Annotated in this window: 13 protein-coding genes, 5 tRNA genes and 2 pseudogenes; 12 read left to right on the top strand and 8 right to left on the bottom strand. The window is 61.5% G+C overall.

Annotated elements, in window-relative coordinates; all coding sequences use genetic code 11:
- Positions 1–124: 124 nt before the first annotated feature.
- Positions 125–892, bottom strand: coding sequence for a DODA-type extradiol aromatic ring-opening family dioxygenase (locus AC3B5Q_RS18820; RefSeq protein WP_392473235.1), 768 nt, complete (start codon positions 890–892; stop codon positions 125–127).
- A gap of 101 nt (positions 893–993) precedes the next feature.
- On the opposite strand from AC3B5Q_RS18820, the gene AC3B5Q_RS18815 reads away from it, so the two are divergent.
- On the top strand, positions 994–1,644 hold the full coding sequence (locus tag AC3B5Q_RS18815; RefSeq protein WP_004575938.1) for a thiopurine S-methyltransferase: 651 nt from the start codon (positions 994–996) through the stop codon (positions 1,642–1,644).
- Positions 1,645–1,803: 159 nt separating this feature from the next.
- Here AC3B5Q_RS18815 and htpX read toward each other — a convergent pair whose 3' ends face one another.
- Complete coding sequence (gene htpX / locus AC3B5Q_RS18810; RefSeq protein ID WP_004575939.1) at positions 1,804–2,691, bottom strand: protease HtpX; 888 nt, start codon at positions 2,689–2,691, stop codon at positions 1,804–1,806.
- 523 nt (positions 2,692–3,214) lie between these two features.
- Positions 3,215–4,426, bottom strand: a complete 1,212-nt coding sequence (locus AC3B5Q_RS18805) for a pyridoxal phosphate-dependent aminotransferase (RefSeq protein ID WP_003247100.1) — start codon at positions 4,424–4,426, stop codon at positions 3,215–3,217.
- 167 nt (positions 4,427–4,593) lie between these two features.
- Between AC3B5Q_RS18805 and msrB the strand changes: the two genes are divergently transcribed.
- The gene (msrB, locus tag AC3B5Q_RS18800; protein ID WP_016715103.1) at positions 4,594–4,989 is read left to right on the top strand and encodes a peptide-methionine (R)-S-oxide reductase MsrB; all 396 of its coding nucleotides are present in this window, start codon (positions 4,594–4,596) and stop codon (positions 4,987–4,989) included.
- Positions 4,990–5,002: 13 nt separating this feature from the next.
- On the top strand, positions 5,003–5,491 hold the full coding sequence (locus AC3B5Q_RS18795; protein ID WP_021784792.1) for a glutathione peroxidase: 489 nt from the start codon (positions 5,003–5,005) through the stop codon (positions 5,489–5,491).
- Here AC3B5Q_RS18795 and AC3B5Q_RS18790 read toward each other — a convergent pair.
- Positions 5,481–7,838 carry a hybrid sensor histidine kinase/response regulator gene (locus tag AC3B5Q_RS18790; RefSeq protein WP_028696976.1) on the bottom strand — a complete coding sequence of 786 codons (2,358 nt, stop codon included), beginning with the start codon at positions 7,836–7,838 and terminating at the stop codon, positions 5,481–5,483. The genes AC3B5Q_RS18795 and AC3B5Q_RS18790 overlap by 11 nt on opposite strands.
- 204 nt (positions 7,839–8,042) lie before the next feature.
- On the opposite strand from AC3B5Q_RS18790, the gene AC3B5Q_RS18785 reads away from it, so the two are divergent.
- Together AC3B5Q_RS18785 and msrC are read left to right on the top strand one after the other, a co-directional pair.
- The gene (locus AC3B5Q_RS18785; RefSeq protein WP_020191217.1) at positions 8,043–8,930 is read left to right on the top strand and encodes an ATP-binding protein; all 888 of its coding nucleotides are present in this window, start codon (positions 8,043–8,045) and stop codon (positions 8,928–8,930) included.
- Positions 8,931–9,413, top strand: a complete 483-nt coding sequence (gene msrC, locus AC3B5Q_RS18780; RefSeq protein WP_003247105.1) for a free L-methionine (R)-S-oxide reductase MsrC — start codon at positions 8,931–8,933, stop codon at positions 9,411–9,413.
- Positions 9,414–9,488: 75 nt separating this feature from the next.
- On the opposite strand, the gene AC3B5Q_RS18775 is transcribed toward msrC, so the two are convergent.
- Positions 9,489–10,256 (bottom strand): hypothetical protein, encoded by a 768-nt coding sequence (locus tag AC3B5Q_RS18775; RefSeq protein WP_021784794.1) that lies wholly within the window; start codon positions 10,254–10,256, stop codon positions 9,489–9,491.
- A gap of 332 nt (positions 10,257–10,588) precedes the next feature.
- On the opposite strand from AC3B5Q_RS18775, the gene AC3B5Q_RS18770 reads away from it, so the two are divergent.
- The 5 genes from AC3B5Q_RS18770 to AC3B5Q_RS18750 all read left to right on the top strand — a co-directional run bounded on the left by AC3B5Q_RS18770 (position 10,589) and on the right by AC3B5Q_RS18750 (position 11,150).
- A tRNA-Glu gene (locus AC3B5Q_RS18770) sits at positions 10,589–10,664 on the top strand.
- A 2-nt stretch (positions 10,665–10,666) separates the two neighbouring features.
- Positions 10,667–10,742, top strand: a tRNA-Gly gene (locus AC3B5Q_RS18765).
- Positions 10,743–10,834: 92 nt separating this feature from the next.
- Positions 10,835–10,910 (top strand) — tRNA-Glu (locus AC3B5Q_RS18760).
- A gap of 3 nt (positions 10,911–10,913) precedes the next feature.
- Positions 10,914–10,989: transfer RNA gene (locus tag AC3B5Q_RS18755), tRNA-Gly, on the top strand.
- Between the two features lie 85 nt (positions 10,990–11,074).
- Positions 11,075–11,150, top strand: a tRNA-Gly gene (locus AC3B5Q_RS18750).
- Positions 11,151–11,251: 101 nt separating this feature from the next.
- Here the strand turns inward: AC3B5Q_RS18750 and AC3B5Q_RS18745 are convergent.
- Together AC3B5Q_RS18745 and AC3B5Q_RS18740 are read right to left on the bottom strand one after the other, a co-directional pair.
- Entirely contained in the window at positions 11,252–12,340 is a 1,089-nt protein-coding gene (locus tag AC3B5Q_RS18745) for a fimbrial protein (RefSeq protein ID WP_028696975.1), read from the bottom strand.
- Positions 12,340–14,325, bottom strand: a pseudogene (locus AC3B5Q_RS18740) (fimbria/pilus outer membrane usher protein); the annotation flags it as partial. The pseudogene AC3B5Q_RS18740 and the gene AC3B5Q_RS18745, both read right to left, overlap by 1 nt.
- Positions 14,326–15,011: 686 nt before the next feature.
- Here AC3B5Q_RS18740 and AC3B5Q_RS18735 point away from each other — a divergent pair.
- Positions 15,012–16,235: pseudogene (locus AC3B5Q_RS18735) on the top strand (autotransporter outer membrane beta-barrel domain-containing protein); the annotation flags it as partial.
- Between the two features lie 71 nt (positions 16,236–16,306).
- Positions 16,307–17,764 carry a hypothetical protein gene (locus AC3B5Q_RS18730; RefSeq protein WP_223271151.1) on the top strand — a complete coding sequence of 486 codons (1,458 nt, stop codon included), beginning with the start codon at positions 16,307–16,309 and terminating at the stop codon, positions 17,762–17,764.
- A gap of 14 nt (positions 17,765–17,778) precedes the next feature.
- Here AC3B5Q_RS18730 and AC3B5Q_RS18725 read toward each other — a convergent pair whose 3' ends face one another.
- Complete coding sequence (locus tag AC3B5Q_RS18725; protein WP_021784799.1) at positions 17,779–18,516, bottom strand: fimbrial biogenesis chaperone; 738 nt, start codon at positions 18,514–18,516, stop codon at positions 17,779–17,781.
- Positions 18,517–18,564 lie beyond the last annotated feature (48 nt).

Here is an 18,564-nt window from a genome sequence, read left to right as displayed (position 1 = left end):
AATCCCCGGCTTAGGTCGGGGATTTTTTTTGCCTTTACCGGCCCTTTCGCGGGCAAGCCCGCTCCTACAGGTACCCCACAGATTTCAGTACCTGTAGGAGCGGGCTTGCCCGCGAAGAGGCCCTTCAGTCGAACCGATAGATGTCCATCCCCAGCGCGCCCAGGGTAAACCCCTGATGCACCACGCCGAACTTGCTCCCGGCTCCGAGGGCAAAGAACAGCGGTAGCAAATGCTCATCACTGGGATGGTTGCGCACCGCAAACGGCGCCTGCTGCCGGTAATCCAGCAACGCCGCCTGGTCATCCTCCTGCAGCCGGTCTACCACCCAATCCCTGAACGCCAGGGCCCATGGCTCAATCACATCCGGCCCTGCATGCCAGTCCAGCTCACCCAGGTTGTGGGTAATGCTGCCCGACCCTATCAGCAGTACATCCTCGGTACGCAACACCGCCAGTGCCTGGCCCACTTTTAGCTGCAGCGCCGGCCCCATGTGGCTGGGCAGTGAAACCTGCACCACGGGAATGCTCGCATCCGGGTACATCAGCGACAGTGGCACCCAGGCGCCATGGTCGAATGGGCGCTGCATGTCCAGCCGCGCGGGTAGCCCCGCAGCCTTCAACCGCTCACTGACCTGGCCAGCAAGCCCGGGCTCGCCCGGCGCCGGGTACTGCACCGCATACAGGGCCGGTGGGAAGCCGTAGAAGTCATGCCAGGTTTCGGGCTGTGCGCTGGCGGTGACCAGCAGCTCGCGGCTTTCCCAGTGCGCCGACACCACCACGATCGCTTTCGGCCGGGGCAGGGCGTTGGCCAACCCGGACAGTGCCGGCCCGCTGGCGCCGGGTTGCAGGGCAAGCATGGGGGAACCATGGGAAATGAACAGGCTGGGCAGCATGGCGGGGTCCTGAAGGTTAAGATGCAACCATCTTCGATTAACTACAGATCGAAATCCAAACCAAGTTTTACCGACAAATCATCTAAAAATCGGGAGTAATCATGGAACCAGCGTTCTGGCAGCAGCGGTGGGCCGATAACCAGATCGGCTTTCACCAGGCGCAGGTGAACCCCTATCTGCAGACGTATTGGCCGCAGTTGCAGTTGGCGCCCGGCAGCAGGGTGCTGGTGCCGTTGTGTGGCAAGAGCCTTGACCTGGCCTGGCTGGCAGGGCAGGGCCATCGCGTATTGGGTGTGGAGCTGTCGCGGCGGGCGGTGGAGGATTTTTTCCGTGAGCACGGGCTTGAGGCCGAGGTGCGGCAGCAGGGCGCATTCGAGGTTTGGCGCAGTGGAGATGTGCAGCTGTGGTGTGGCGACTTTTTTGCCTTGCGGGCAGAGGATGTGGCTGACTGCGTGGGGCTGTATGACCGGGCGGCGGTGATTGCGCTGCCGGTGCAGATGCGTGCGCGGTATATGCAGCTGTTGTCGGGGTTGCTGCCGACAAGCTGCCGGGGGTTGGTGGTGACGCTGGAGTATGACCAGTCATTGTTGGCCGGGCCGCCGTTTTCGGTCAGGGATGAAGAGCTGAGGCAGGGGTTTGCGGGGTGGCAGGTGGAGCAACTGGAGGCTGTGGAGGTGATTGAGGAGAGCCCGAAGTTTGTGCAGGCCGGGGCGTCGAGTTTGTTGGAGCGGGTGTACCGGCTCAGCCGGTAAGCAGGTAGGGCAGGCTGCCCCGGCCCATGTGGGAGCGGGCGGCGCGTTAGATGGCACCGGCTTTGCCGGTGTTCGCGGGCGCGCCCGCTCCCACAGAAGCTGCGTAAGGCCGGGAATAAAAAAGGGCGACCGAAGTCGCCCTTTGTTTTCTCAGGTGGATCAGCCGCGGCGGCGCAGGGCCTCAATGCGTTCTTCCAGCGGCGGGTGGCTCATCAGCAACCCTGCCAGGCCGTGCTTGAGGCCGCCATTGATGCCGAAAGCCTTCATGGTGTCAGGCATGTGCACTGGCAGGCCTTGTTCCACGCGCAGGCGCTGCAGGGCGCCGATCATTGCCGCAGTACCGGCCAGTTGCGCACCGGCTTCGTCTGCGCGGAATTCGCGGCGGCGCGAGAACCACATCACGATCATGCTGGCCAGGATGCCAAGGATCAGCTCGGCAACGATGGTTGCTACATAGTAGGCAATGCCTTGGCCCTCTTCGTTCTTGAAGATCACCTTGTCGACAAAGTTGCCGATGATGCGGGCAAAGAACATCACGAAGGTGTTCACCACGCCCTGCACCAGCGCCAGGGTGACCATGTCGCCGTTGGCAACGTGGCCGATTTCGTGGGCCAGTACCGCACGCACTTCATCGGGCGAGAAGCGCTCCAGCAGGCCCTGGGACACCGCGACCAGCGCGTCGTTGCGGTTCCAGCCGGTGGCGAAGGCGTTGGCCTCGTAAGCCGGGAAGATACCCACTTCAGGCATTTTGATGCCCGCTTCGCGGGACAGCTCTTCGACCGTTTGCAGCAGCCACTGCTCGTGGCGGGTGCGCGGCTGGCTGATGATCTGGGTGCCGGTGGTCATCTTCGCCATCCACTTGGAGATGAACAGCGAGACGAGGGAGCCGGCAAAGCCGAACACGGCGCAGAACACCAGCAGGCTGCTGAGGTTCAGGTCGACCCCGTTGGCGGCCATGAACCCGTTGAAACCGAACAGGCTCAGGGTAATGCTTGCAACCAGCACCACCGCGAGGTTGGTGGCTACAAACAACAGAATGCGCATCATGGTTGTTACGTTCTCCTGACGGATGAGTTGTCGCTTACTGCGGGGTATATAAGGGGCCTGCCGCGCCGATTCAATCGGGGGACTATTTCAAACTGTGTACGGCGGAGTATGGCAGAGGATGGCGTGGGGGCTGTGGGATAGAGCGTTGCAGGATGTAAGAAACCTTCGGCTTGGGGGCTGCGTCAAGGGCGCTGGGTGTTTGCCGCAAGTGGGGTGGCGCCTGTGAGATCGAGCGCCGCCCGCGCGGCGCATCGCGAGCAAGCTCGCTCCTACATTTGTTTCGGGCCAATTATGCCTGTGGGATTTGCGCGCGAACGCCTTGGTGCATGACGCGATATCGTGTGGTACGGGCCAGGCGGTCGCGCGCGCCTGTCACAGGCGTAACTGGCCCGAAACAAATGTAGGAGCGAGCTTGCTCGCGATGCGCCGCGCGGGCGGCGCTCGATCTACGCCCCACCATCAATCTTTCGTCGAACCCCTCGTCGCCCCCTCCCGGCGCCCCCTCCCGGCGCCCCATCGAACCCTACTGCGAATACCCCTTCAGGAAATTGCCGATCCGGCCAATTGCCGCTTCCAGGTCATCCACCCGCGGCAAGGTCACCACGCGGAAGTGGTCCGGCCACGGCCAGTTGAACGCCGTCCCCTGTACGATCAGCAGTTTCTCCGACAGCAGCAGGTCAAGGGCGAACTTCTCGTCGTTGAGAATCGGGCAAACCTTCGGGTCGATCCGCGGGAACGCATACAGCGCCCCCATCGGCTTCACGCAGCTGACCCCGGGGATATCGTTGAGCAGTTCGTAGGTGCGGTTGCGCTGCTCCAGCAGGCGCCCCGGTGGCAGCACCAGGTCGTTGATGCTCTGGTATCCGCCCAGCGCGGTCTGGATGGCATGCTGGGCCGGCACGTTGGCGCACAGGCGCATGTTGGCCAGCATGTCGATGCCTTCGATGTAGCTGTGTGCGTGGTGCTTGGGCCCGGAGATGATCAGCCAGCCAGAGCGGAAGCCCGCCACCCGGTACGACTTGGACAAGCCGTTGAAGGTCAGGCACAGCAGGTCCGGGGCCAGCGAGGCGGTGCTGATGTGCACAGCTTCATCGTACAGGATCTTGTCGTAGATCTCGTCGGAGAACACCACCAGGTTGTGCTGGCGGGCCAGCTCCAGCATGCCCAGCAGCAGCTCTTTGGAATAGACGGCGCCGGTCGGGTTGTTCGGGTTGATGATCACCAGCGCCTTGGTGTTCGGGGTGATCTTGGCCTTGATGTCCTCAAGGTCGGGGAACCAGTCGGCCTGCTCGTCGCACAGGTAGTGCACCGGCTTGCCGCCGGCCAGGCTCACGGCGGCTGTCCACAGCGGGTAGTCGGGGGCCGGGATCAGAACTTCGTCGCCGTTGTTGAGCAGCGCCTGCATCGACATGACGATCAGCTCGGACACACCATTACCCAGGTAGATGTCCTCGATGGTGACGCCTTCGATTTCTTTCTGCTGGCAGTACTGCATCACCGCCTTGCGCGCGCTGAACAGGCCTTTGGAGTCGCTGTAGCCCTGTGCGGTGGGCAGGTTGCGGATCACATCCTGAAGGATTTCATCAGGCGCCTCGAAGCCAAACGGCGCCGGGTTGCCGATGTTCAGCTTGAGGATGCGGTGGCCTTCCTCCTCCAGGCGTTTGGCGTGCTTGAGCACTGGGCCGCGAATGTCGTAGCAGACATTGGCGAGCTTGTTCGATTTGCTGAACTGCATGATGGGATCCCGATTGAGAAAACGCGCTACGCCCCGCCGAAAGGTTTGAAAGGGCAGGAAGCGGGTGCCAGACTGAACGCCTGGCACACGAAGCCAACTAATATACGTGCCACCCGCGCCCCGGAAAAGACGGTGTGGGGTGAAATTCAGCCTGCCGAGGTTTCTACATGAAAAAGATCGAAAAAACCCTGGACGAATGGCGGTCGATGCTCGACCCCGAGCAGTACCAGGTATGCCGCCTCAAGGGCACCGAACGGCCATTTAGCGGCAAGTACAACAGCGAGCGCCGCGACGGTATCTATCACTGCATCTGCTGCGGCCTGGCGCTGTTCGATGCGCAGACCAAGTTCGACTCTGGCTGCGGTTGGCCAAGCTTCTACGCCCCGATCGAGGACAGCGCGATGATCGAGATCCGCGACACGTCCCACGGCATGATCCGCACCGAGGTCACCTGCGCCCGTTGCGACGCGCACCTGGGGCATGTGTTCCCTGACGGCCCGCCACCGACCGGCCTGCGCTACTGCATCAACTCGGTGTGCATCGACCTGCGCCCGCGCGACTGACCGGAGCCCGACAATGGCTGCATCGATACTGGACATCCCCTGCGTGACCCTGGGCGGCGAGCACAAGAAGCTCGGCGACTTCCCGGGCAAGGTACTGTTGGTGGTCAATACCGCCAGCCAGTGCGGTTTTACCCCGCAGTACAAGGGCCTGGAACAACTGTGGCAGGCCTACCGTGACCGTGGCCTGGTGGTACTGGGCTTTCCGTGCAACCAGTTCGGCAAGCAGGAACCTGGCGATGCGCGGGAAATTGCGCAGTTCTGCGAGCGTAATTTCGGCGTGACTTTCCCGCTGTTTCGCAAGGTCGAGGTCAACGGCCCGGGCGCTCACCCTCTGTTCGTTGAGCTCAAGCGGCGCGGCCCGGGCATTCTGGGTAGCCAGAAGATCAAGTGGAACTTCACCAAGTTTCTGGTCGACCCGGCCAGTGGCCAGGTCAAGCGCTATGCCCCCACCACCAAGCCACAGGCCCTGGAGGGAGACATCGAGCGTTTGCTCAGCCGCTGAAGGGCACCCAATGGTCGACCAAGGCCAGTAGCTCTTCGCGGCGGAATGGCTTGGCCAGGTAGTCGTTCATGCCCGCCGCCCGGCAGCGTTCGCGTTCTTCGGGCATGGCGTTGGCGGTGAGGGCGACGATGGGCAACTCGGGCCAGCGGCCGCTTTGGCGGATACGCCGGCTGGCCTCGTAGCCGTCCATCACCGGCATGTTGCAGTCCATCAGCACCAGGTCGAATTCCTCGCGCGCCAGCAGCTCAAGGGCCTCCGCGCCCTGGGTGGCCAGTTGCACCTGGCAGCCGAGCTTGGCCAGCATGCCCTTGGCCACCAGCTGGTTCACCGGGTTGTCCTCTACCAGCAGAATCCTCGCACGGCCTTGCTCCTGGGTAATGGCCGGGATGGCCAGCGGGTGTTCGGGCTCATGGCCTTGCAAGGTGCGGCGCAGGGTCTGGTACAAGGCGTTGCGTGCCAATGGCCGGGCTAGCTGGTGCAGCGGGGCCAAAGCCAAGGACTGCTCGTTGGGCAGGAAGTTGCCGTAGGCAGTCACCAGCAGAATCGGGGTTTTCAATGCCGGGCGCAGCTCGAACAGGTGCTCGACGTCGTCGGTGATCAACAGGTCGATCGCTTCGGCATCCAGCGTGGCGCATCTGTCATGGCGCTGGTAGGTCAGGCCCCAGGCGGGCAGCAAGTGCTGCAACAGTTCACTGAGCCCGCTGCCGGCTGCACTCAATGCTGCCACGCGGCCATGCAAGGGCGCTGGCGGGATGGCTTCGGTGTGCACGGTCAGCGGCAATTCGGCGGTAAAACAACTGCCAAAGCCCGGCTCGGAGCGAATGTGCAGGTGACCCTGCATGGCCTTGCACAGGTTGCGCGTCAGCGCCAGGCCCAGGCCGGTGCCGCCGTACTGGCGGGTGATGCCGGCACCGGCCTGGGTGAAAGGCTGGAAGATGCGCGCCTGGGCGTCTTCGGGGATGCCGATGCCGGTATCCCGTACCTCCAGACGCACACCGCCGACAATGGCCGCCAAGCGCACATCGACGCGGCCGAAGCGGGTGAACTTCAGCGCGTTGGACAGCAGGTTGCTGACGATCTGCCGCACACGCGTGGGGTCGCCAAGCACGCTGCTGGGGAAGTCGCTGGCGATCAGGCAGGTCAGCTCCACGCTTTGCGCGGTGTTCTGCGACAGCAGGTTGGCGGTGTCTTCCACCATTGAGCCCATGTCGAACGCAATGCGTTCCAGTTCCAGTTGGCCGGCATCGAACTTGGACAAGTCGAGAATATCGTTCAGCAGCTCTACCAGCACCTTGCCCGAGTCATGGGCGATAGCCAGTTGCTGGCGTTGCTCGCTGGGCAGCGGGTTGTCCAGTGCCAGGGCGATCATGCCGAGCATGCCGTTGAGCGGGGTGCGGATTTCGTGGCTCATGTTGGCCAGGAAGGCGGCGCGTGCCTGGGCCATGTCCAGCGCTCGGCTGCGGGCTTGTTCCAGCTCCTGGTTGGACAGGCTCAGGCTGCTGTTGCTGGCCTTGAGCTCGTTGGTGCGTGCCGACACAATGTCTTCCAGCTCGTTCAGGTACTGGGTCAGACGGTTTTCCGCGGTGCGCCGCTGTTCAATCTCGGTGGCCATGCTGACGAACTGCTGGTTGGCGACCTTCACCAGCACGCCGATTTCATCATGCTCGTGTCCGTGGGGGCATTCCAGGCGCGTTTGCCGGGGGTTGCGCGGGTCGCGGCCGCTGAGTGCGCCGATCACCGTCACCAGCGGCTTGGTCAGCATCATGTAGAACAGCGCCAGCAAGATGCCGGTGAGCACCAGGCTGCGGGCGAAACCATTGAGCAGGGTAATGCCGGCACGGTCGAGAAAGCGGCTGCCGAAGGCGAAGGTGTCGATGTCCAGATACAGGGTGCCCAGGTATTGCTCTGGCATGTGGGTCAGGTACAGGCGCTCCTTGAACTGCCGCTGCTCGCCGAACAGGAAGTCGCTGAGTGGCCGGTAGCGGTCTTGCAGCTTGGGCCGCTCGACATCGGCCAGTACCGTTTCGTTGTTGTCGATCAGCCGTGCGCGGATGACGGCCGGCGACTGCAGCAGGCCGCGTGTCAGCTCCAGCGCCAGTTCCGAGTCGATGTTGTAAGCGATGCGCGAGGCCGGGTTGTGGCTGATTTGCAGCAGCGCGTTCACTTCACGGTTGATGGACGCGTCTTCGCTGGCATAATCGATGCCGATCTGGATGAGACTGAGCAATGTTCCCAGGATGAAGCCGACCAGGACTGTCAACCGGGCTTGCTTGTATGACAGGCGATTGGTGAACTTGATATCCATGAGTCCCGAGCCGGTTTCCCGTTCCTTGCGCTGCGCAAGCATAGCCGAATAGCCCCGGCTGCTGGTGGGTCTGTCTGTTCATTTCAGTTGATCGCCAGGCGGGGGCCGCTTGGCGCCCCTTCGCGGGCTTGTCCGCTCCCACAGGTACAGCTTAGCCCCAGGCTGAAGGCAAGCCCTGTGGGAGCGGGCAAGCCCGCGAAGGGGCGCGCAGCGGCCCCCACAAAACTGAGATTGTTAGGAGTCGTCATGGACGCTCGCTTGATCGCTTTTCTGGACCGCGCCGAATCGGTACTGGCGCGCCTTGAACCCCTGTTGCCGGCACAACGCCCGCACATCGACTGGGGCACCACACTGGCCGCGCGCTGGCAGCGTGATGGCCGCAGCGGCTACCTGCTGCCGCTGGACGTCAGCCTGGACATTCGCCTGACCGACCTGATCGGCGTCGACAAACAGCGCGACCAGCTGGGCCGCAACACCCACCAGTTCATCAACGGCCTGCCGGCCAACCACGCGCTGCTGTGGGGCTCGCGCGGTACCGGCAAGTCGTCGCTGGTACGTGCCTTGCTGGCTGAGCACGCCAGCGCCGGCCTGCGCCTGATCGAAATCGAACGTGACCACCTGGCCGACCTGCCACGGGTGGTCGAGCAACTGCAGAAGCTGCCGCAACGCTTCATCCTGTTCTGCGACGACCTGTCGTTCGAAGCCGGGGAGGGCGACTACCGGGTGCTCAAGAGCGTGCTCGACGGCTCGCTGGAGCAAGCCCCGGACAATGTGCTGCTGTACGCCACCTCCAACCGCCGCCACCTGGTGCCCGAGAAGGAAAGCGACAACGAGAACTGGAAGCGTGTCGACGGCGAACTGCACCCCAGTGAAGCAGTGGAGGACAAGATTGCCCTGTCTGACCGTTTTGGCCTGTGGCTGTCGTTCTACCCGTTCACCCAGGACCATTTCCTGAATGTTGTGGAGCACTGGATTGGCCAGTTGGCACAACCTGCGGGCCTTGTGTGGCAGCGCACCGAAGAACTCGACATCCTCGCCGTGCGCTGGGCCACCGGCCGCGGCAACCGTAATGGCCGTTGTGCCTATCAGTTCGCCCGCTACTGGGTCGGGCTGCAATTGCTGGAGCAAAAATAAATGATCGACCTCAATGCCAGTGGCGCCGGCCTCGACGGCTACAACCTGCTGGCGGCGCAAGTGCAGGCGCTGTTCGCCGACGAGCGTGACTTCATCGCCAACGCCGCGCAGTTTTCGGCGTTTCTGTATAACCAGGTGGACGACCTGAACTGGGCGGGGTTCTACCTCAACCGCAACGAAGAGCTGGTGCTGGGCCCGTTCCAGGGCCAGGTGGCGTGTGTGCGCATTCCGTTCAGTAAAGGTGTGTGCGGGGCCGCGGCGGCAACGCGGCAAACCCAGCGGGTCGAGGATGTACATGCATTCCCGGGCCACATTGCCTGTGACAGTGCCTCCAACAGCGAGCTGGTGATCCCGTTGGTGAAGGACGGCAGGTTGATTGGCGTGCTGGACCTGGACAGCCCGACGGTCGGGCGGTTCAGCGAGGCGGACCAGGTGGGGCTGGAGCGGTTGGCGGCGATCTTTCTGGCGTTGACTGACTGCTGATCGATGTTGCCTGTGCCGGCCTCTTCGCTTGTAGGAGCGGGTTTACCCGCGAAGAGGTCGGTACAGGTTAACCAATCAGTCGTAGATCACCTTCTTCTTCCAGGTCTCTTCCTCATCGGTCTTGAGCCCATCAGTCAATTCGTTGTGCTCGTCCTCCGCCGGTGCCATGCGGTCCATTACCTGGGCATTGGCCCGGGCCAACAGTTTCTCAAGATACGTCAGCTGCTCTTCATACACCTTCGGCTCCGGCTGCTTGCGCAAATACTGCACGCCGCGCTCGAAGGCCAGGCGCGCCTGGCCGGGCTGGCCTTTCTGCAAAGCCTGCTGGCCCAGGTTGTTGAAGAACTCGATATGCAACAACACCAGAATATGGCGGATCTCCTTGACCCAGTGCTTGGCCTCGGTCGTTGGCAAGAAGCCTTCCTGGGCTGCGCGGGTCACCTGATTGTGCAGCGCCTCCAGCAAGAAGCGTACGTCCTTGGCCTTGATCTCGGTGTGGATCGGGTTAGGAGGGTTGCAGACCGGGAGCTTGTCGCCCAGGGCAATCAGCCCTTCCAGTTCGGCGATGCGCGCCTTGAATTCGGCATTGTGCTTGTCCACCGCCAGCAGGCGCTGGTTGAGGTTCAGCTCCAGGCGGGTCAGCAGCAATTTGAGAGCCGGGGTCATGAACTGGCCGGGGAACGTCTCGGTGATTTCGCCACAGCGACGCAGGCGGTCGGCGAGCTCGATCTTCGTCCGGGCGCGCTCAAGCTTGCCATTCTCGACCACATTGTTGAGGTAGCCGATCACGATCAGCAACGCGATGCCCGCCACGATGAGCAGGGTGATCAGAAGTGGTGTCACCGTTAATGCCTCATGAATAGGTTTGCATATTGAGTGTAGGAGCGAGCTTGCTCGCGAGAGGCCCTGACAGCCATTCTCTTTTTCTATCGGCAAACTGTGCCATGACTGGATGCTGGCACATTAATGCTGACTTGACGCCAGAAAATCAACGCCAAACCCCGGCAGGCTTGCCAAAACAGCGCTGGGTGTACCCGGAAGTCATTGATTTAAATAAATTTCTACAAAGGGGTTGACGCCTTCCCGAACCATCCATAGAATGCGCGCCACTTGCAGCGTAAAGCACACAGCGAAACGCAGCAGGGAGTGAAAGCAGGCAGTAATGCCAGCAGCGTGTCCCCTTCGTCTAGTGGCCTAGGACACCGCCCTTTCACGGCGGTAACAGGGGTTCGAGTCCCCTAGGGGACGCCAATGCGGGAATAGCTCAGTTGGTAGAGCACGACCTTGCCAAGGTCGGGGTCGCGAGTTCGAGTCTCGTTTCCCGCTCCAGTTTCTCCGGCACTGCTTAACGGCGGGGCAGGAAAAGAAAATCCAGGCTGAATCGTGAGGTTCATGTTCTGGTGCACTGAAAAGTGTTGTGTGTCCCCTTCGTCTAGTGGCCTAGGACACCGCCCTTTCACGGCGGTAACAGGGGTTCGAGTCCCCTAGGGGACGCCAAATGCGGGAATAGCTCAGTTGGTAGAGCACGACCTTGCCAAGGTCGGGGTCGCGAGTTCGAGTCTCGTTTCCCGCTCCAGTTTAAATACTGTGGCGTCTATGCGGTGCAGTGGTGGTGAAGGTCGTCAAGGCGCTTCACGCCAAAAGCGGTAAAGTTTCACAATGCGGGAATAGCTCAGTTGGTAGAGCACGACCTTGCCAAGGTCGGGGTCGCGAGTTCGAGTCTCGTTTCCCGCTCCAAACGTAAGATAAAAAAGGGACCTCAGGTCCCTTTTTTTTCGTCTCGATTTCACCCCGATACAACCCTGTGCTAAAGCCCCTTGTTCAGGGGCTTGCACTGTTCAACGGTAGTGAACGGTGAAGTTCAGCGCGCCAGCGGCCACGCCAGGTGTCACCCGGGCCTCGGTCTGCACGTAGCGGGCATTGAAATGCAGCACGGTTTGGCCAATATCCAGTTCCTTGATCAACTGCTCGGACTGCAGGGGCATCGGTGTAGTGTTGTCGCTGTGCAGTATCTGGATGCCGACGCCGTCGGCGCTGCCTGATCCCGGGAGTATGCTGAACACGCCTTCGGTGGGGTCGATGGGGACTGAGCCTTGGCTGGTATCCAGCATCAGATGGATATCCGCACGCTTGGTACCCGGGGCACTGCTGTCCACGCAGTTGTTGAGGGTGATCTGGAATGGAACGGAATTTAGGGGCGTGCCGACCCCCTTGAAGTCATCGATGCTGTATTCCCCCATGTTCACAAGGCCGGGATTCACCTGGTTTCCTGCCAGGGAGCACTGCGCGCGGGTGATGGTGGCCTGGACCTTGTAATCCATGACTTTGCCTAAGTCATGGATGAAACCATGAAACACCTCCACGTCGACCTCTTGCGGCCCAGGGTCGATATCGCCAATCTTGATGAAGCTGGCCTTGCCGCGGATTGCGTCCAGTGGCAGGCTAAACGAGGTCGGCTTGGTCATGGTCCCTGTGTAGGGGATGCCAGTGCCTGCGTCGGGCGTGAAGGTGTTGTCGGCACTGCCATTGAAGGGGAAGCCAAGATCGATGGCAACGCCCACGCCCTTGATGTTGGTCTGCATCACCATGCCATCCACGTTCTTGTTGCCCATGAGGGGCAGGCTGCCGACGAACGGTGGTGCGCTGTTGGGCAGCCTGGCAGTGACTGGGGTGGCAGCGTTATAGAAGCAGGTCAAGGTCGCCCCTTGGTCATTTTTAGCGTATAGACTGGCCTCGCCGATGAGCGTCCCGACGGGTGCATCGCGCGGGATCGAAAAACTGACCTTCTGGTTTTTGAAGGTCATGTAGGTTGCGCTGCCGGCGCCCCAGCTGCAGTTGGCCTGCGCGCTGGTCGCCGCCAGCCAGGGCATGAGGTTGCAGAGGGTTAAGGCAAGCAGGCGCAGGCGGCGGGTGTGGGGCGGGGTCATTAGGCGTGTTCCTGTGAGTCGTCGGCAGATGCCGGTTTGGTGTCGTCAACCGATACGGGCAGGCATTGCAGCGTTTGCATGCGGAAGCCATCGAGCAGTGGCAGGTTCTGCGGGTTCACCGCAACCTGGCAGTGTTGATTACCGTCGTCCTGCCAGCGTACCGTCAGGTGTTGCGGACCTTGCTGGGTGCTTGCCAGCAGGGTTTGCCCAGCCTGGCCGACCACGGCCAGTGACTTGCCTTGCTCATCGCTGACGTCGGCGCCGAACGGCAGTGGGCGGCCGTCGGGGTGTTGCAGCGTGAGCACCATGCGCACCACCCGGCGTGCGTCGAAGCGGGCCTTGACCACTGCACCTCGGCGTGGAACCACTTGCTGGCTGCCATTTTCGATGACCACTTCGGGGGGCAGTTGGTCGGTGTCGAGTACCAGTGAATTGACCCGATAGGGGCGCAGGTATGGGACCAGCAGGTATCCATCGGCATCTGTCCGTGTCGAAGTGGCATTCTGCATGCCGAGATCGGCGACGTCGGGTACGTGTACAAGCGCCGTGGTCTCCCCCATGTAGCTGCCGAAGGTGATGCCGTCGGCATGGGCCAGCATCGAGCCACTGGCGTTCAGCGACAGGGTGCGATAGTTGCTGCCCTCGCTGTAACCTACGCCATAACTGGCCTTGCTGCCCTGGTAGGCAAGCGATAGGTTGCCGCTCTTGCGGTTGTTCTGGTCGTTGGCCAGCGCCGCATAGTAACTGAGGCGGTCATCCAGCAAACCGCCTTGCAGGCTGGCGCGCTCGCTATACTGGCCGTTGACGCGTTGCAGGTCGAAACGGGTGGTCTGCCGGCGGCCGAAGTCCAGTGGCAGGCTCAGGCTCAGCCCGAACATCCTGCTGTCGGTATTGCGTTCGCTCAGTGATTGCGAAGCGAAGAGATTGACCCCGAGGTCACCCAGGCGTGTGTTGTACTGCAGCTGGAACTGACGACGCTGGTAGTCGCTGCGCCAGTAGTCTTCTTGCGACAGGGTCAGGCTCAGCGAGCTGCTTTGGCCCATGGTCTGGTATGCCGAGGCTTCCAGGCGGCTGCGCCGGCTACCGGCAAACCGCGAAGCGCTATTGCGTTGCAGGACGGCTTCGTCAAAGTCGCGGTAGCCCTCGGTGGAGTAGCGGTAGCCGGCAAAGCGCAGGCTGGTGCGGGTCTGGAAACTTTTGCCATAGCGCAGGGCAACGCTGTGCCCCTGCACTTGCCCCAGCGAACCACCCAGGTCGGTGCTCGCCTGGGTGACGTCCAGCGACAACGCACCCAGGTCAGCGAAGTCGCGGGCCGCCCCCAGTGCGTAGGCGCGATAGTAGTCACTGGCCAGCAGGCCGCCATAAAGCGTGCTGTTCCAGGTGCCGCCGCGGGCCAGGGTGGTTTGCCAGAACCCTGGCTTGTCGAGGTGTTCGGCACCGTTGTAGCGGCCAGCGGTGCCCGTATAGCGCCACACCCCTTCGCGTAGCAGGCTCCCCAGCGATGAATAGGGCTGGATGAAGCGGCTGACCTGCCCATCGCTTTCGGTCACCACCACCTCCAGCTCACCGTGACCGGCACCGACGCTGAGGTCGTCGATGGCATACGGTCCCGGGGCTACATAGCTGGAATAGATCGGGAAGCCGTTGCGCAGCACTTCGATCTTCGCCCGAGTTTGTGCAACACCGCGGATGACCGGAGCATATTGCTGCAGGGTATCGGAGAGCATCTCCTGGTCGGAGGCCAGGCGCACGCCAGAAAAAGCAAAGCTGCGAAACACATCGCTGCCGGTAAAGGTTTCGCCCAGGGTGAGGTTCGCGCGCAGGCCGGGCAGGTCACGCTGGGCGTAGGTGTCGCTGCGGCTCCATTGCCGTGTACCGTCATCGCCCTGGCGCAGTGCCTGTTGGCTGCGCAGGCGCCAGGCACCCAGGTTGATCCCACTGTTCAGGTAGAGGTCTTGGCTGCTTGTGTTGCGCCCTTCGCGCAGGGGTGCTTCAAAAGACGGTGTACGCCGAGTTCGAGGGCGCTAGGTTAGGCGGGGCGGGGGTGAGGTAATGTAGGAAGAGTCTTCAGTGTCTGGCGGAGTAATCAGCGTGAGCGAGGGGTACTGCATTGTGGGAAGGTTCCCGCTGCGTTGCGCAGCGGGAACCTGGTTGGGGTCACTAGTAGCTGTTTACTTTCACTACATACCCTAGCCCCAAACCGTTGCTCTTCTTCAATACGAGTTCGTCGCCAACACCCAATATCGTGAAGTCTGGGTATGCGATAGGGGGCGGAGATGTCGCCCCATTACCGTTTTGAAGCACTTGAGACTCCTGAGAGAGGTTTTCTGAGGACGCGTAGGTCGAGGGAGGGCTCGAGGTGGGGTTATTACGGGGGAGCGTAGGTGAATTCGGAGGAGTTTCCGAAGGGTTAACCACCGACCTGTTAGAATTTGTTCTGGTTAAGATCCTTGGGCTGTTACTTCCTCTGGTAGCCATTGTCGAGGCTCGGGAGAGCGAACCCCCACCGGCAGAAGATGGGTTTGCCACTGGTGAGAGCTTGCCCCCATGTTTGATGATACCTGCGTTCATCTCGCCAATGTTTTTGAGCGCTGCGCTTATTCCACTCGTTCTGGCGGCAGCCGCTTTGGCCGCGTGGAGCGCCGCTCTGCTAGCCTTGATCCCGACCCCCGAGCCGGGCCAGTATCAGCGCTTGAGCGTGGGGACGCTGGCTGGCAGTGGCAACTTCATCATGGACGCCGACTTCAGTACCGGCGATAGCGATTACCTTGAAATCACCGGTACCGCCACCGGCAGCCATACCTTGCTGGTTGGCAGCAGTGGTGCCGACCCTGTGTCTGAGAACCAACTGCACCTGGTGCATGCCGCTGCAGGCGATGCGCAGTTTTCCTTGCTCAACGGCCCAGTCGACGTGGGCACGTTCTCCTACGAACTGGTGCAGCGTGGCAACGACTGGTTCCTCGACGGTGCGAGCAAGGTCATCAGCCCCGGTACCGCTTCGGTGCTGGCCCTGTTCAACACCGCGCCGACCGTATGGTATGGCGAGCTCACCACCTTGCGGAGCCGCATGGGCGAACTGCGCCTGGACCAAGGCAAGGCGGGTGGCTGGGTCAGGGCATATGGCAACAAGTACAACGTTTCCGATGCAGCGGGCAGTGCATACCAGCAGGTACAGCAGGGCTTCTCGTTAGGTGCTGATATGCCGCTGCCGCTTGGGGATGGCCAGTGGCTTCTGGGTGTGATGGCAGGGCACAGCAATTCGGACTTGAACCTGACGCGTGGCGCGTCTGCCGACGTCAAGAGTTATTACCTGGGGCTGTATGCCACCTGGCTCGATGCCCAGAGCGGTTACTATCTGGATGGGGTGGTCAAGCTCAACCGCTTTGACAACTCGTCGGATATCACATTGAGCGATGGCAAGCGCAGCAAAGGTGATTACGACAACTTCGGTGTGGGTGCATCCCTGGAGTTCGGTCGCCATCTGGAGCTGGGCAATGACTACTTCATCGAGCCCTATACGCAATGGTCAATGGTCACCATCCAAGGCAAGCACTATGACCTGGATAACGGAATGCAGGCGCGCGGCGACGTCACCCGCTCGCTGCTCGGCAAGGCCGGGGCCACCGTTGGGCGTACCTTCGACCTAGGTGCCGGGCGCAAGGTGCAACCCTACCTGCGCGCTGCCTACGCACATGAGTTCGTCGACGACAACCAGGTCAACGTCAACGACAACCGGTTTGACAATGATCTGTCGGGCTCGCGCGGCGAGCTGGGGCTGGGGGTTGCCGTTAGCATGACCGATCGCCTGCAACTGCACGCCGACTTCGATTACGCCAACGGTGAAAAGATCGAGCAGCCCTGGGGTGCCAACGTCGGGCTTCACTACAGCTGGTAGGGCTATTGCAACCGGGGAGGTATCGAACCTCCCCTTTTTGTGCCCGCCTGCACTGGATGGAGATGCAGAGTATGCAACGGTCTACACAGGGTACTTACGTTCCGGTTCCGGTCCCGCTCGATCCGCCGACGGCGCCGGATGCGCTACCCGACATTCCCGGCGGGCAGCACAATTTGCTGCCGGTTGCGGTGTTGGGTCGCCCACTGCGCATCGACATCCCGATGTGGGAATACTCGCGTCCAACTCCCGAACGCCCGGAATGGATCATCCTGTACTGGAACGGTTCAGAGGTCGAGAAAAAGACCTGGTACGACGACATACCGCCAGATGAGCTCTATGTGGATGTCCCGGTGCAGTTCCTCGAGCACGGGGTGGCGGCCGTCACCTATTTGGCCCACGGCTTCAATGGGGAGGAGGTCGGATCCATGCCTCTGTCTCTGACCATCGACGAGGTGGCGCCAGTGCTGGGTGACAACCAAGGGAGCCTGGTGTTCGATGAGGAAGTGCTCAGGGACGGCGTGACCGCGCGCTACCTCGAGAACAACGTCCTGCAGGCGCTGGTGCCGAGATATCAAACCCCCGCAGTGGCTGACACGCTGATCGTTTACTGGGATCGTGAGCCGTTTGCCAATGAAGAGGTCGATCGGTATGAACTGATGGACCCTAGCCGGCCGATAAGCATCGTATTTTCCAAGGAAATGATACTGGCGCGCGGTGATGGCAAGCGCTATGTCCATTACAAGGTCTGTGACCGTGCCGGTAACCTGAGCGCTGGTTCACAGCCAGTCACGCTGGAGGTGGCTGCCACGCCGATACCGCGAAGTTTGCCGCCGGTGTTGATCGACCAGGCAGAGGGCTGGGGGGCACAACAGACGCTGACGCTCAATGACTTTTACCCGCCGTTACTGGTTGAGGTCCCGGCGAGTGCGGTTATCTACCCGGATGAAACCCTCACGGTGGTGTGGGGAGCGCCGGGCACAGCGGGGTACTTTACGACCAGCACGCCGTACAACGGGCAAGAGCGTTTCTTCGAAATACCCACCCAGTACGTTTTGGCGCAAAGCACGCATACCGTTACGGTGCTATACCGCGTGAGTGACAACGCCAATGCGCTCGATTCCGACGCACTTGCTCTGGACGTGAAAGCGCGCTCGGAGCGGTTGCCCCAACCCGAGTTGGATGGGGCCAATGCCGATGGGTTCAGCCTGGGCAAGGCGCCAGCCAATGTGCCGATCCGGCTGGGCACTTGGCCTTTGATTGCCGAGGGGCAGCAGGTCAGCATTCAGCTGACCGGGGTCTTGCCTGGTGGCAGCGACGCGCCAGCGTATGACGTGCTGTTTGCGCATGCGTTATCTGCTACCGAGGCCGACGAGGGAATTGGCATGCGCGATGATGTGACGGTACCTAAAACCCACCTGGCCACCCTATGGATCGGTCATAATTTTACTATCACGGCGTCCGTAAGCTTCGATGAGGGCGCGACTTGGGTAGCGTTTCGTCCCGTGCTCAACCTGCCACTGCGCGATTGATGGAAAGTGTTGGATCACGGCCTTGCAACCGGGCTGGAGACCTCTGCAGTTATGCCACTGTAGTCACTGATCGTGGTGAACTTCACCTGTAGCCCATCGGTGACTGTCATGGTGTTCAGCGCATAGGCCTGCGTGCCCAGGGGCAAGGCCATGGCCTTGGCGTTGATGGTTTCACTCGCGCCATTGCCACTTACCACCAGGCGGCTGAAGGTGAAGTGATAAGGCGACGGGTTATCGACGACCAGATGCGGTTTTCCATCTATTTGTTGCACCGACCAGGCCAGGTCTTTCAACCGGTCTTGCGGGCGGCCTTTGAGCTCACTGGGACGATAGAACAGCTTGATGCGCGTGCGCAGGGCGATGTTGAGGATGTTCTCTCCGTCATTGGTCGCTGCCTGCGGTATTTCCTGCAGGTTGAAATAGAACACGGACTCACGATCACGGGGGAGATCGTTAGGCAGGGCATTGATTTGCACCGTCTGTTCGCCACCGGGGTCGAGGCGGAACAGGTTAGGGGCAGCGATCAGGGGGACGGCAGTGGTTGCGTCGTCGGCTTGGGTGTTTACCCAGGCCTGCGCCGCGTACGGCCTGTTGGAGGGGTTGGCGACGATGACCGAGGAGCTGCGTTTGGCGCTGTCGTGCACCACTCGCGTGTGGCTGATGGTGAGTGCCGCTTGTGCGCCGGGGAGAATGGCTGTGAGCAGCGCCAGGCAGCTGCATGAGGTGATCAGAAGTCGAGAAAGGGGTGACATGGTGTTTGACCGGGCAGGAATGGTGGACTCCAGGTGCGGGCACCTGGA

The organism is Pseudomonas sp. D5(2026) (assembly GCF_057766845.1).
The sequence above is the reverse complement of the archived record's forward strand: the minus strand, read 5'-3'. Positions and strand labels throughout refer to the sequence as shown.